9 protein-coding genes and 1 tRNA gene are annotated in these 15,856 nt (G+C 21.3%); 8 read left to right on the forward strand and 2 right to left on the reverse strand.

Annotated elements, in window-relative coordinates; genetic code table 11:
• The first annotated feature begins 1,446 nt into the window (after positions 1-1,446).
• The 7 genes from clpP (at position 1,447) to BUCNMO_RS01925 (ending at position 13,167) form a co-directional block, all read left to right on the forward strand.
• Positions 1,447-2,061: an ATP-dependent Clp endopeptidase proteolytic subunit ClpP gene (gene clpP, locus BUCNMO_RS01895; RefSeq protein WP_158345094.1), complete on the forward strand. Its 615-nt coding sequence runs from the start codon at positions 1,447-1,449 to the stop codon at positions 2,059-2,061.
• 69 nt (positions 2,062-2,130) lie between these two features.
• Complete coding sequence (clpX, locus tag BUCNMO_RS01900) at positions 2,131-3,378, forward strand: ATP-dependent Clp protease ATP-binding subunit ClpX (RefSeq protein WP_419095305.1); 1,248 nt, start codon at positions 2,131-2,133, stop codon at positions 3,376-3,378.
• A 218-nt stretch (positions 3,379-3,596) separates the two neighbouring features.
• Positions 3,597-5,936, forward strand: a complete 2,340-nt coding sequence (gene lon, locus BUCNMO_RS01905; RefSeq protein WP_158345097.1) for an endopeptidase La — start codon at positions 3,597-3,599, stop codon at positions 5,934-5,936.
• Between the two features lie 2,549 nt (positions 5,937-8,485).
• Positions 8,486-9,583 (forward strand): DNA polymerase III subunit gamma/tau, encoded by a 1,098-nt coding sequence (gene dnaX / locus BUCNMO_RS01910; RefSeq protein ID WP_158345099.1) that lies wholly within the window; start codon positions 8,486-8,488, stop codon positions 9,581-9,583.
• A 493-nt stretch (positions 9,584-10,076) separates the two neighbouring features.
• Positions 10,077-10,412, forward strand: coding sequence for a YbaB/EbfC family nucleoid-associated protein (locus tag BUCNMO_RS01915; protein WP_158345101.1), 336 nt, complete (start codon positions 10,077-10,079; stop codon positions 10,410-10,412).
• Between the two features lie 103 nt (positions 10,413-10,515).
• Positions 10,516-12,384, forward strand: coding sequence for a molecular chaperone HtpG (gene htpG / locus BUCNMO_RS01920; protein ID WP_158345103.1), 1,869 nt, complete (start codon positions 10,516-10,518; stop codon positions 12,382-12,384).
• A 129-nt stretch (positions 12,385-12,513) separates the two neighbouring features.
• Entirely contained in the window at positions 12,514-13,167 is a 654-nt protein-coding gene (locus BUCNMO_RS01925; protein ID WP_158345105.1) for a nucleoside monophosphate kinase, read from the forward strand.
• Between the two features lie 24 nt (positions 13,168-13,191).
• Here the strand turns inward: BUCNMO_RS01925 and BUCNMO_RS01930 are convergent.
• Positions 13,192-13,265 (reverse strand) — tRNA-Arg (locus BUCNMO_RS01930).
• Between the two features lie 157 nt (positions 13,266-13,422).
• Here BUCNMO_RS01930 and folD point away from each other — a divergent pair.
• A complete protein-coding gene (gene folD / locus BUCNMO_RS01935) occupies positions 13,423-14,280 on the forward strand; it encodes a bifunctional methylenetetrahydrofolate dehydrogenase/methenyltetrahydrofolate cyclohydrolase FolD (RefSeq protein WP_158345285.1) in 858 nt (285 codons plus the stop codon).
• A gap of 61 nt (positions 14,281-14,341) precedes the next feature.
• On the opposite strand, the gene cysS is transcribed toward folD, so the two are convergent.
• Entirely contained in the window at positions 14,342-15,760 is a 1,419-nt protein-coding gene (gene cysS, locus BUCNMO_RS01940; RefSeq protein WP_158345107.1) for a cysteine--tRNA ligase, read from the reverse strand.
• Positions 15,761-15,856 lie beyond the last annotated feature (96 nt).

The following is a 15,856-nucleotide window of genomic DNA, read 5'->3' on the forward strand; positions in this document are numbered from 1 at the left end:
ATAAAAATAACTTAAAAATAAGTAATTAAATTATTGTAAAAAAAAACATTATTCACAAAAAATAACTTTAATAATAAAAACATGTAAACAAAATTATGCAATACTACAACAATTATCATTAAAATGATTTACTGATCATGTAATATATGATGTACTACATTTATATTTTAAATAAACACTATGAAAATTATATTGTCAACTATATTTTTAAAATATATTATTATGATCAAAATATTTAAATAAAAAGTTAATAATATATATAAATATTATTTTTTAATAATAAATCAAGCGATAAATATCATATATAATTTTATATATTAAATATAATTAATACTGAAAATTAATAATATTTATATATCATGATAATTTTTATATCTAAACAATATAATTTTTTTTAAAAAATAAATAATAAAGTTATGCAAGCATATTTACGCACAAATTAAAACTAAAAAATTTAATCATAAATTTTATTTAAAATATTTAGACATTTCATATATATGTAATTAAAATAATTAATTTTAGTATAAAAGCATTGTTTTATTTTAAGTAAGATAAAGCAATGCTTTACGATACATAAATGATTCATGAAATATACTTATAAATATAACATGACATATATCTGTAAAAATAATTAGATTATAAAAATAATTAAAAACTATATGTAAAATAATTAAAAATTAATAAAAAATATAAAATTATTGTAAATAAAAAAATTAAACTTAATAAATTGATATACATAATAAAATACAAAACAAATTTTAAAAAAAATATGTAAAATATCAAACTACTCTACTACCTTAAAAAATCTATTTATTTAAAAAAATTTTTTAAACACTAAAATATATATTACATTTAAATATATATGATTTTTTATTTTAAAAATAAAAAAAATATATTGTATAATTTTTATGAAAATCATTTAATATACATTTGTATATAAAATAAACATTCATCAAATTTGAGAATAAATAATAAATATATTTTTTTAAAAAAAATATATTTAAATAATTCTAACAAATTAAATTAATTACGTATTAAATTTGTAAAATAATTGATTTATTATTAAATATAATTAAATACTTAACAAGTAATAAATACATAATTATACTTAAATAATAAAATTACAAATAATAAGTTTTAAAATAAGTTGTACAAACAGCAAACACAAATATTTCTAAAAAATAGCTACAATTTCTAAAAATATAAATATTTGTAATATTTGTTGTAAAATATCAATGTATTCATAACATTTATTTAATTAGTAATTAAACATTTTCTTTGTTTTAAAAATATATTTACTATTACAGTATATCTAACATATATTTAATATATTTAGAATTGTTTAATAAATTTTTTATTTTTAAAAAAATTAAAAAAATAATGATTTTAAATAAATAATGTTTATATTAATATATTGAAAACAATTCTACTATTAAAGGTAATCAAATGTTATTAAACAAATATATTAATTACAATAAACTATTTATACCAACAGTTATTGAAAAAACAGGACAAACTGAACGTTTTTACGATATATATTCTAGATTACTTAAAGAAAGAATTATTTTTTTAACAGGTCCTATTAATGATTCAAATTCTAACAATATTATTGCGCAATTATTGTTTTTAGAATCAGAAAACCCTAATAGTGATATTTATTTATACATAAATTCACCTGGAGGTATTATCACCTCTGGAATGTCTATTTATGATACAATGCAATTTATTAAATCAGATGTAAATACCATTTGTATAGGTCAGGCATGTTCAATGGGAGCTCTAATTTTGGCATCTGGAGCAAAAAATAAAAGATTTTCCTTACCACATTCTAGAATGATGATACATCAACCTATTGGAAATTTTCAAGGCCAAGCATCTGACGTTGCTATTCATGCTAATGAAATACTAAAAGTTAAACATCAAGTAAATAAAATAATGGCTTACCATACCAAACAATCTTTTGAAAAAATAGAAAAAGATACAGAACGTGATCGATTTCTTTCTGCTGATGAAGCAATTAAATATGGATTAATTGATAAAATTTTAATTATTAGAAAATAGATATAATAAACTGTCATTATTATTTAAAAGTTTTTTTAACAAAAGAATATTTATTAAAATAGAGGATGCATAATGTCAAATCATCGAATTAATAATAACATACTTTTACATTGTTCTTTTTGTGGGAAAAACCAAAAAGAAGTACATAAATTAATAGCTGGTCCTACAGTATACATATGTGATAAATGTGTTAAATTATGTAATGATGTTATGAAAAATCAATTGAAACAATCTCAAATAGTTAATAACCATAATGACTGCCCAAAACCTCAAGAAATTAAGCAACATTTAGACAATTATATCATAGGACAAGAACAACCAAAAAAAATATTGTCTGTAGCTATATATAATCACTATAAAAAAATTGATTATTCTTTTTCTAAAAAAAATTCTATAGAATTAGACAAAAGTAATATTTTACTCATTGGACCTACTGGAAGCGGAAAAACATTAATAGCTAAAACATTAGCTAAAATTATAAAAGTTCCATTCGTAATTACTGATGCAACTACTCTAACAGAATCTGGATATGTAGGAGAGGATGTAGAAAATATTTTGTTAAAATTACTTCAAAAATGTAATTTTAATATACCCGAGGCACAAAAAGGAATTATTTATATTGATGAAATAGATAAAATTTCTAAAAAATCTAACAACTTGTCTATTACAAGAGATGTATCTGGAGAAGGTGTTCAACAAGCTCTGCTTAAGTTAATTGAAGGAACAATAGCTTCAGTACCTACTCAAGGAGGAAGGAAACACCCACATCAAGAATTTATACAAATAGACACTTCAAAAATATTATTTATATGTAGCGGTACTTTTGAAGGAATTAATAAAATAATTTCAGAAAGGCTTGAAAAAGGTACTCACATTGGATTTAATGCTGCAGTAAAAAATGCAACTGTTAACAATTCAAACAATCGATTACTAAATAATATAGAACCTAATGATTTAATTAAATATGGACTAATTCCAGAATTTGTCGGAAGGTTACCTATTTTAACTCCTTTCCATACATTAAATGAAAAAGAATTAATAAAAATTTTAAAATATCCTAAGAACTCTTTAACTAAACAATATGAAAAACTTTTTCAATTAGAAAATGTAGAATTACAATTTTCAAATAATGCCATAAAAGCTATAGCACAAAAAACAATAGAAAAAAAAATAGGAGCTAGAGGATTACGTTCAATTATAGAAACGATTTTACTAAATACTATGTATGATTTACCATCTAACAAAAATATTAAAAAAGTCTTAATTAACGAATCAGTAATTAATAATCATACCTTGCCTGTATTAAAAAATAGTTAATTAATAAGCATAATTTATATTTAGATATTTGTCTTTAGAAATAAAGTACATATTTTACACATAAATTAAAAAAGAACATTTTTTAATTTAATTAATTATTTAATATTAAATATCTTATACCCATTCCAACATACTCAGTTTATTATAGGTATATTCACACAAATTATTTTTTTAGTATCCAGCATTTAACCCGGAACATTAAATTAAGAGAGAAATCTATGAATCCTGAGTATTCTAAATATATAGAAACTATTCCAGTTTTACCATTAAGAGATGTAGTAGTATACCCATACATGGTAATTCCATTATTTATAGGACGAGAAAGATCAATAAAATGCGTAGAAGCTTCTATGAAAAATAATAAAAAAATTATGCTAGTAGCCCAAAAAGAAGCTTTAACAGATAAACCTGACAACACTGACTTATTTAATATAGGAACAATTGCTGCTATTTCACAAATATTGAAATTGCCAGATGGAACAATAAAAGTATTAGTAGAAGGGTTACAACGCGCCCATATTAATAAATTAAACAATACTGGGGAATACTTTACTGCTCACATTAAACTAATTTACTCCCCAATATTACAAACTAAAGAACAAATAATTTTAACAAAAACAACATTAAAACAATTTGAACAATATATTAATCTAAACAAAAAAATTTCCCAAGAATTTTTAACATCATTATATAATATTAAAAATCCAGAAAAGTTAGCTGACATAATAGCAGCTCAAATGCCATTAAAATTGCCAGAAAAACAGTTGATATTAGAAACCTATGACACTAATAAAAGATTAGAATGTTTAATTACATTAATGAAATCTGAAATAGATTTATTACAAATAGAAAATAAAATTCGTAATCGTGTAAAAAAGCAAATGGAAAAAAGTCAAAGAGAATACTATTTAAATGAACAAATGAAAGCAATTCAAAAAGAATTAGGAGACTTAGAAGATATACCTGACGAAAATGAACTAATTATAAAAAAAATTAAACTAGCTAAAATGCCTAAAGAAGCGCGCACTAAAACAGAATCAGAATTACACAAATTAAAAATGATGTCTCCAATGTCAGCTGAAGCCACTGTTGTAAGAAGTTATATTGACTGGATTATACAAGTACCTTGGTATAAACGTAGTAAAATTAAAAAAGATTTGATGAGTGCTAAAGAAATACTTGATTTTGATCATTTTGGGTTAAATGAGGTTAAAGAGCGTATTTTAGAATATCTAGCTGTCCAAAATAGAATTAGTAAAATTAAAGGTCCTATTTTATGTTTAATAGGACCTCCAGGCGTTGGAAAAACTTCTTTAGGTAAATCTATTGCAAGAGCTACAGGAAGAAAATATGTTAGAATGGCTTTAGGGGGAATAAGAGACGAGGCTGAAATTAGGGGCCATAGAAAAACATATATAGGATCTATGCCTGGTAAAATCATTCAAAAAATAGCAAAAATAGGAGTGAAAAACCCCTTATTTTTATTAGATGAAATAGATAAAATGTCTTGTGATATAAGAGTCGATCCTTCATCTGCTTTATTAGAAGTACTTGACCCTGAACAAAACGTTGCTTTTAATGATCATTATTTAGAAATAGATTACGATTTATCTGACGTCATGTTTATCGCTACAGCTAATTCTATGAATATACCGGCTCCTTTGCTTGATAGAATGGAAATAATAAGACTATCAGGATATACAGAAGATGAAAAATTCAATATAGCAACGAAATATCTGAAAAAAAAACAAATCAAAAGAAATGCCTTAGACAATAAAGAACTTGTAATTCACGACAATGCAATAATACATATCATTCGTTACTATACTAGAGAAGCAGGAGTTAGAAATTTAGAACGTGAATTATCAAAAATTTGTCGTAAATCTGTAAAATTATTAATGACTAATCATACACTTAAAAAAATTAAAATTACAAAAAGAAATTTAAAAAAATATCTTGGAATACAAAAATTTGATTATGGAAAATCTGAGCACAATAATCAAATAGGGCAAGTTATTGGATTAGCATGGACTGAAGTTGGCGGTGACTTATTAACCATAGAAGTAGCGTGTGTTCCTGGTAAAGGAAAGTTAACATATACAGGATCTCTAGGAAAAATTATGCAAGAATCTATCCAAGCTTCTTTAACAATTGTACGTACACAATCTAAATTATTAGGTATAAAAGAAGACTTTTATAAAAAAAATGACATACACATTCACGTACCGGAAGGAGCAACCCCAAAAGATGGACCAAGTGCAGGAATTGCAATGTGCACAGCTATTGTCTCTTGTCTTACAAATAATCCAGTTTTTTCAAATATTGCAATGACTGGAGAAATTACATTAAGAGGCCACATTTTAGCTATAGGAGGTTTAAAAGAAAAATTATTAGCAGCGCACAGAGGGGGTATTAAAAAAGTATTAATTCCATATGATAATCGACGTAATATAGAAGAAATTCCCAATAATATTGTATCAAAATTAGATATTTATCCATTAAAACATATTAAAGAAGTATTTAATTTAGCATTGATTAATAACCCATACTTAAGTTAACTAATAAAATATATAATTTAATGTATTTTAAATGTATTAATGGCTGGCATAATTTAATAGTGATATTGCCAGCCTAAACATGAAAAATTACTATTTTTTAGTATAAATAAATTTTCATATATACAATTTATTAAAAAAATTAATTATACTTCAATTTTTTTACAAAATAATAGTTATATTAATTTAAATGAACCGTTTTAAAATTTTTTTGAAAAGCATAAAATTTTTTTAAATACGTTTGTTATTTGTTTCATATCAAATAGTATAACCTAATATTTATATTTAAATTATAAATTTTTATATTATTAAAATAAATTATTATTAATTATTAAATTATTTAAAACAATCTAAACAGTATCTACAATTAATTATTTTAAAAAAGTTCATTATATCATTATAAACATGTTTAAATTATTAAAAAATAAAAATTATATTAAATAAATGTATTATAAATTTGTATGTATATATTATTAATAAAACAATGTTAATAAATTATATTAACAAATTACATTTTAAAATTAGTAATAATAAACTCAAATAAGTTGTTTATAAAACTACTTTTTTAATAAAAAAATTTAATAAACAACATATTGATATATTTTTAAAAAATCAAAATATAACTCTTAAGAAATATAAAATTTTTTTTAAAAATTAAATTATTTATTATAATTTTTTAAACACTACAAAATTAAACAAACATGCAGTTAGTTATAAAATGTTTAAAAAAATATCTTTTTACAAATGTATATTATACATATAATAATATGTTATTATATAAATAAAAAATTATGTAATTAATGTTTTTAAATATTAATTATATCAATTTTAAAAAAAAATATTACGACTATAGAAATGAATTTTAAAAAAACTATCATTAATTAATGTAAAAAATTTTAGTCATATTACTTTAAAATAAAAATGATCAAACTAACACTATCTAAAAAATATGAAAAATGAAAAGAATCATTAATAAATTATTATAAAATATAAAAAAAATATAGTATTCATTAATACTTTTTTGTAATATCTTTTATTAAAGAATTCGATATTATAAAAAATAATAATTGTTCAATTATAATAATTTATAAAAAATTTAATACTATAATTAATTAAATTATGTGTAATTAAATATAATATTGCAATACTAAAAATTTTTATTACAATAATTTATTTCAATATTAATAAAAAGGTATTTAAAATTATAAAAAATTATTATACAAATTTTAAATGATAAATTTAATATTAACGAATAATATATTTTGTTTGCTAAGTATATGAAAATTATAACTAATTAACAAATTCAATTCTATTTATTTACATATCATATAATTATATATTTTTATATATAAAATTAATCGAAATTTTAATATATAATTTTTTAATTATTTATTTTTATTAGTTATAAAATAAATTTTTTGTTTGTTAATATTATTAAACTACAACATTAACTAAATGATTGAAATAAAAAAGAATTTTAAATAAAACATATCTTATGTATATAAAAATTTATAAAAATAACAATATGTTAGTTTAATTTCAAATTTTATTTAAAAAAATTATTATATTAAACAAACATTATTTAGTTATTTAATATTCATTTTAAATATATCTAATTTTTTTAAAAAAACTCATATAGAATATGAGTAATATTAAATATTATGCTTTTAATTACATATTTAAAACTTTTTTTAATTTAGTACTAATAACATTATTAATATGTGATAAATTAATTTTTTGTATTCTTTTCATTTAAAAAAAATAATTAAATAAATAATATTAAATTATTAGATATATTTATGAATAAAAAATTTATACTAATTATCATTAATAATAAAAAAAATTATTTATATAAAACTATATAAAAATAAAAATGTATATAAAAATATACATATATTTTTTTTTAATAAAAAATTTGTTAAAAAATTAATATTAATTAAAAAATTCAATAAATGTATATATTATGCACAAAAGAAAATATTGAAACATTTTAAACAAACAATTATTATCAATAATCTTTTTTCAAAAAAATATAAAGAAATATGTTTTTATTTATCGTTTAAGTTAATTAATAATTAAACTTATAATATGAAAAGTAGTATATATTAATTAATATATTAAAAAACTAAACATATTTTTTTAAAAAATGCTATATAAAATAGTAAAATACTTGAATATTCACATTTTATAAATATGTATGTAAAACAACATGTACTGATACATAATATGCAATACACAATTTTGTTAAAAAAAATATTTTAATAAAAACACATTTTTTGTTAAATACACTTATTAAGTAATATATAAAAAACTTCTGCTAGCTATGTTACTGTAATACCTATTTTTATCTAATCTGGCTGCTTTTTCCCAAACCTGACCAATTCTTTAAATAATAATAGAATTAAAGGACTAGCAGAAGTACAACTATAATTGTACTCTATTATTTTTTTTTTTGCAATATTTTAAATACTTTAAATTATCTAAGTTACTTAACAAGTGTAAAAAAAATATGATAAACTAGTAACTAGTAACCCATACGTTTATTAAACATCATGAATAATACAAACTATAATATAATAACTAAAAAATGGAGGCCTAAATCTTTTAAAGAAGTTATTGGTCAAGAATATATTGTAAAAACAATATGTAATAGTATATCCTTAAATAGAATACATCAAGCATGGTTATTATCTGGTATACGAGGAGTTGGCAAAACAACAATTTCTAGATTAATCGCCAAAAGTTTAAATTGTGAAAAATGTATTTCTAAAGAACCTTGCTTATTGTGCGCAAATTGTAAAGATATTGAAAAAGGATGTTTTTTAGACTTAATAGAAATAGATGCTGCCTCTAAAACTAAAATAGAAGATATTAAAGAAATATTAGAAAATATTCAATATTATCCTATTAAAGGAAGATTCAAAATTTATTTGATTGACGAAGCACACATGCTTTCAAATTATAGTTTTAATTATTTACTTAAATTAATTGAAGAACCTCCTCAACATGTTAAATTTATATTATCAACAACTAATAAATTTAAAATACCTAATACTATTATATCTAGATGCTTATCTTTAAATTTACAACCCTTAAGTCAAATAGAATTATACACTCATCTAAAAAACGTGTTAACAGTTGAAAATATTTTTTTTGAACAATCTGCATTACATCTTATTGCAAGTAAATCAGAAGGAAGTGTAAGAGATGCATTAAATATTTTAGAACAAGCAATATCAGTAAGTTATGAAAAAATTACTTATAAAAAAACTATACAAATATTTGGAATGATTGACGAAAATGAAATATTTCATTTAACTGAAGCGTTATTTAAAAAAAACGTAAAATTTATATTTGAATTTTTATATTCTAAAAAATTTACAGAAATTGATTGGGATAACTTATTGTTAGAAATCATGAGATTAATGCATTATATGGCTGTGTTAAAAACTTTTTGCATTTTTCCAGAAAAAAACGCATATATGATATCTTATAAACAACTTATTAAAAAACTTACTGACCAAACATGTATGCAAATAATTCATTCCTATTACAATATATTAATGATTGGTAGAAAAAATTTATCGTTATCACCTAATAATAAAATAGGAGTTGAAATTTTATTGTTAAAAATACTGTATTTAACATAATATTAACTAATAACAAAACATTAAAAATATTATAAAATAAATATTTTTAGTAATAATTGAACTAATAATATATTTATTAAATAAAATATTTTTTACATAGAAAATAACAATATTAACATTGTTTTTACAACGAGTTTAAGATGAATAAAATAGAATCAATAATAAAAATAAGAAAATTATTATCAATACAAAAAAAAATCAGTTATAATCTAAAAAATAACCAAAATATAAATAAAAAAAACAATATTTTAAAAAAAAAATACAATTTATTTTTTTAACATGTAAAACAAAAAATGTTGAACCTAAAAAATGTCTAACGTCACAAATAAAAAAAAATATAAATACATCTTGTACTAATTTATCTAACATAACACAAAAAATATTAAAAAAAGATATTAATCTTCTAACTTTTAAAAAAAAATTTAGTGCTGTTATTAAACAAATCGTCCGAATAAAATAATTGATACGTAATATTTAACAGGAATAAAAAATAATGTTTACTAAAGATAAAATTAATAATCTTATGCAACAAGCGCAACAAATGCAAGATAAAATGTCACAATTACAAGAAGAAATGGCAAAAATTGAAGTGACTGGAGAATCTGGAGCAGGTTTAGTAAAAGTTACTATTAATGGAATTCATAATTGTAAACGAGTTGAAATAGATCAAACATTATTAGAAGACGATAAAGAAATTATAGAAGACCTAGCAACTGCTGCATTTAATGATGCTGCTAGACGTATTGCTGAAGAACAAAAAAAAAGAATGTCTATGTTATCTACAAATACTCAAATACCTACTGGATTTAATTTTCCATTTAATTTTTAATTATTGTAATTATACAATAATACTATTATATTAAATAAAAATATAAATTTTATACAATATAAAAACATACATAAAAAATTAATGAACAATCAAGGAATAATACATGAATACAAGCAAAACATATTCTTTTCAATCCGAATCAAAAGAATTACTAAAATTAATGATCCATTCATTATATTCTAACAAAGAAATATTTATTAGAGAATTAATATCAAATGCATCTGATGCAATAGACAAATTAAGATTTTTATCTATTTCGGAACCAAAAAAATATCCAATTAATACCAACTATTGCATTAATATCACTATAGATAAAAAATTAAATAAATTAACTATTAGTGATAATGGAATAGGTATGGAAGAACACGAAATAATAAACAATTTAGGAACTATTGCCAAATCAGGAACTAAAAAATTTATACAATCTCTCAAATCAAACAATTCTTCACATCAACATGAATTAATTGGACAATTTGGAGTAGGTTTTTATTCATCATTTATTGTTTCAAAAAAAGTGTTAGTACAAACTCGTTCTGCTAAATTGAAAATTAATGAAGGATTTTTGTGGGAGTCTTATGGAAAAGGAGATTATACAATTCAGAAAATTGAAAAAAAAGAATTTGGAACGGATATTATTTTATACTTCAAAAAAACAGAACAAGAGTTTATTCACCACTGGAAAATTCAAGAATTAATTAATAAATATTCTGATCACATTAACGTACCAATAAATATTAAAAAATTTAATAAAAAACAAAATGAATACACCTGGGAACAGGTTAACAAAGCTCAAGCATTATGGGTTTTAAACAAATCAGAAATTAGCAATCAAGAATACATTAATTTTTACAAACATCTTACTAAAGATTCTCAAGAACCTTTAACATGGACTCATAATAAAGTAGAAGGTAATCAAGAGTACATAATATTATTATTTATTCCTTCAAAAACTCCTTGGAATATTTGGAGTAGAGAACATAAACATGGATTAAAATTATATATAAATAAAGTATTTATCATGGAGGATACAGAACAATTTTTACCTAACTATTTAAGATTTGTAAAAGGTTTAGTAGATTCTAATGATTTGCCATTAAACATTTCTAGAGAAATTTTGCAAAACAATCAAATTATTCAAAAAATTCGTCAAACAATTACCAAAAAATTGCTAAATACTCTACAAAATTTGTTTAATAATGATATTAAAAAATATTATGTTTTTTGGCAACAATTTGGCACTATTTTAAAAGAAGGCCCAGCTGAGGATCCTCAAAACAGACAGTTTATTATGAATTTATTATTGTTTACTTCATTAAAACATAATAATTCTGAACAAACTTTATCTTTAAAAAAATATACAACTAATATGGCAAAAGGCCAAAATAAAATTTATTATATAACATCTGATAGTTACGAATCAGCTAAAAATAGCCCTCATTTAGAAATATTTTTAAAAAATGATATTGATGTATTACTACTTTTTGAAAAAATAGATGAATGGATGATGAATTATTTAAATGAATATGAAGACAAAAAATTTTGCCCTGCCAATAAACCTGATGACTTCATTAATAAATTGATTATTCCTCAAATTAATGAACAAAATTTACAAAATAAAATGCAACCTTTTTTAGAAAAAATAAAAAAAATTTTAGGAAATAAAATAAAAGATGTTAGAGTAACTTATAAATTAGTTCATACACCATCTATACTAGTTACAGAAGCTAAAGAAATGAGTACTCAAATGGCTAAATTATTTTCAGCTGCCGGTCAATCTGTACCTTCCATAAAATATATTTTAGAAATAAATCCAGAACATGCATTAATTCAAAAAATAAGTAAAATTGTAGAAGAAAAAAACATTAAAGATTGGATATTATTGATATTTGAACAAGCTTTATTTGTAGAAAAAGGTACTTTAGATGATCCTAACCAATTTATTAATAGAATTAATAAATTATTATCTATATAAAACTCAAAACTAACTTATTTTTTAAAATGTTTTTTAGTTAATATTGTACTAAATAATATTTTATACTTTTGTACTGTACTTACAAAAAATATATATATCTTATTAAAATAATTCAGAGATTAAAAATGTATGCGTATTATTATGTTAGGACCTCCAGGTAGTGGAAAAGGTACTCAATCCAATTTTATTACTAAAAAATATAATATTACTAAAATATCGATAGGAGATATATTAAGAAATGCTTTCAAAAAAAATAAAAATTTTCAAAATTACATCACAAAACAAATTAATCAAGGTAAGTTAGTAGCTGATAATATTGTTTATGATTTATTAAAAAAAAGAATTTTAAAAAAAGATTGTAAAAATGGATTTTTATTAGATGGGTTTCCAAGAAACTTAAAGCAAGCTTACATGCTAACAAAAGAAAAAATTCATATAGAATATGTAATTGAATTATTAGTATCAACGTACGTATTAAAAGACCGTATAAAAAACAGAATGATTCACGTACCTTCTGGGAGAATATACCATACTGTATACAACCCTCCAAAGAAATTAGGATTTGATGATATAACAGGTGAAATCTTGAGTATTAGAAAAGATGATACAAATAAAATACTTCAATTAAGACTTAAAGAATATAAGTCAAACATTCAACTATTAACTAAATATTATTTAAAACAATCCAAAAAAAAATATTTAAAATATTTTAAAATTAATGGAAATAATAATATCCAACGTATTAATCATGAAATAAATATTGTTTTAAAAAAAAATAATTAACATTAAAAATGTTAAAAAAACTACTGCACTCTACAAGATTCGAACTTGTGACCCACGGCTTAGAAGGCCGTTGCTCTATCCAACTGAGCTAAGAGTGCGTTTTTTTGTTTAAAATATAATACAAATGAATTATAAATATAACATTATATTTAAAAAATATGCAAGTATATTTTTGTAAAATACGTATATATAATAAAATGTTAATATATTTTTATAAAAACTCTCAAAAAAATTTAAATAAGGTAAATTACAATGATGTTAAAAAAAATTATTGACGGAAAAAAAATATCTAAAAAAATACAAAATAAAATAGCTAAAAAAATAGCTCTAAAAATTAAAGAAGGCAAAAGACCTCCTGGATTAGCTGTAATACTAGTTGGAAATAATTTATCTTCTCAAATATATATAGATAACAAAGAAATAGCATGTAAAAAAGTTGGAATGATTTCTAAATGTTGGAAATTTTCTAAAAATACTACTGAAAGTAAAATTTTATCATTAATTAACTATTTAAACACTAATAAATCAATTGATGGTATTTTAATACAGCTTCCTTTACCTAAACATATTAATACCGCAAGAATTATACATAGCGTTATACCATCAAAAGATGTTGATGGATTCCATCCATATAACACAGGATTACTTTGTCAAAAAATTCCTTCTATGCATGCATGTACTCCTAAAGGTATTATGACACTATTGAATGAATATAAAATAAAAACACACGGATTAAATGCTGTTATAGTTGGAGCATCAAATATAGTAGGCCGACCAATGAGTATGGAATTGTTATTAGCTGGATGTACTACTACCATTACACATAGATTTACTAAAAACTTGAAATACCATACAAAAAATGCTGATCTATTAATAACAGCTATTGGAAAACCTAATTTTATTAAAAGCAAATGGATAAAAAAAGGAGCAGTAGTTATAGATGCAGGAATAAACAAATTGGTTAATGGAAACGTTACTGGAGATGTAGACTTTTGCTCATCATATTCTAGAACATCTTATATTACTCCAGTACCTGGAGGAGTTGGCCCAATGACTGTTACTTCGTTACTACAAAATACCCTAGAATCTTATGAAAAAAATTATAATAAATAAATAAATAAATAAATATTTGATAACATATTTTATGTTATATGTTGAAATATATTTAATTTCTTCAGTAATATTCCCATAACGTTACATTTTTAGAATCCCTTAAAACTATTCTTAATTTAAATAATTTGTTACGCAAAGCGTCAGCTTTTTTCCAATTTTTTAATTTTCTTGCATTATTTCTTATTTGAATTAATAATTTAATTTTATTAATAGAAAGTATAGTATTACATTGATTTTTTTTACACAAATATGTGTTTGGTTCATGGAATAATAAACCTAATATATTACCTAACTGACGTAACCTGGCAGCTAATTCATTCGCTTTATTAATATCTTTTAATTTTAGAAATTTTATTTTTTTTACTAAAATAAACAAAATAGAAATTGCTTTAGGAGTATTAAAATCATCATTCATAGCCTTTTTAAAACTTAACTCAAAAGATAAACTTTTATATGATAAAAAAACATTACAATTCATATCTTTTAATGCGAAGTAAATTTTTCTTAATGACCATTCTGATTGTTTTAAACTATCATGATAAAAATGTAGTGGTTTTCTATAATGAGTAGACAAAAAATAATATCTTACAATTTCTGAATCATATAATTGTAAAACTGTCTTTAAAGTCAAACAGTTGTTTAACGATTTAGACATTTTTTCATTATCAATTACTAACAAACCTGCATGTACCCAATATTTTACATTTTCTTTATTATTTATACAAATTGACTGAGATCGTTCATTTTCATGATGAGGAAATAATAAATCATTACCACCCCCATGGATATCTAGTTTATGACCAAAATAAAATTGACTAATGGCAGAACATTCTATATGCCATCCTGGTCTTCCTATACCCCATGGTGAACTCCAAAATAGTTCATTTGTCATTTCAGAAGATATTTTTAAAAAATTATTGCTTTTAAGTTTCCAAACTATAAAATCTAAAGGATCTTTTTTTTCTAACTTTAAATTTCTATTTCCTAATTTTAAGAAATTAATTTTTTGATTAGATAATTTTCCATAACTAGACAAACTTTTTACTGAAAATAATACATCACCGTTAGTAGCTATATAAGCACATTTATTTTTCAATAATTTTTTAATAAATTGAATAATAAAGGGAATGTACACTGTGGTTAAAGGTTCGTTAGTAGGTTTAATTAAATTTAAAATAGAAAAGTCAATATGCATTGCTTTAATCATGTCATTAGTAAAAGATTTTAAATCCTTTTTATGAATTACTAATTGTTGAATAATTTTATCATCAATATCAGTTATGTTTCGTACATATTGTATAGTGTACCCTAAAAATTTTAAATAGCGTATAATCATATCAAAAATAATAAAAGTACGACCATGTCCTATATGACAAAGTGCATATACAGTTACACCACAAACATATATATTTACATGTTTAGTTTGAATTGATTTAAAAACTTCTTTTTTATTGGATAAAGTATTAAAAATTTTTAACATAACTTTTTATTATACTTAAATTTAAACAAATATTTACATATTATTAAACTATAAAAATATACATATATACCAACACTAATTACTAAAAATTAAATC

The organism is Buchnera aphidicola (Nipponaphis monzeni), from assembly GCF_006741185.1.
Taxonomy (GTDB): domain Bacteria; phylum Pseudomonadota; class Gammaproteobacteria; order Enterobacterales; family Enterobacteriaceae; genus Buchnera_H; species Buchnera_H aphidicola_T.

Coding starts and splice junctions, on each gene's coding strand:
- clpP (WP_158345094.1), top strand. CDS start 1,447: ATGTTATTAAACAAATATATTAATTACAATAAACTATTTATACCAACA.
- lon (WP_158345097.1), top strand. CDS start 3,597: ATGAATCCTGAGTATTCTAAATATATAGAAACTATTCCAGTTTTACCA.
- dnaX (WP_158345099.1), top strand. CDS start 8,486: ATGAATAATACAAACTATAATATAATAACTAAAAAATGGAGGCCTAAA.
- BUCNMO_RS01915 (WP_158345101.1), top strand. CDS start 10,077: ATGTTTACTAAAGATAAAATTAATAATCTTATGCAACAAGCGCAACAA.
- htpG (WP_158345103.1), top strand. CDS start 10,516: ATGAATACAAGCAAAACATATTCTTTTCAATCCGAATCAAAAGAATTA.
- BUCNMO_RS01925 (WP_158345105.1), top strand. CDS start 12,514: ATGCGTATTATTATGTTAGGACCTCCAGGTAGTGGAAAAGGTACTCAA.
- folD (WP_158345285.1), top strand. CDS start 13,423: ATGTTAAAAAAAATTATTGACGGAAAAAAAATATCTAAAAAAATACAA.
- cysS (WP_158345107.1), bottom strand. CDS start 15,760: ATGTTAAAAATTTTTAATACTTTATCCAATAAAAAAGAAGTTTTTAAA.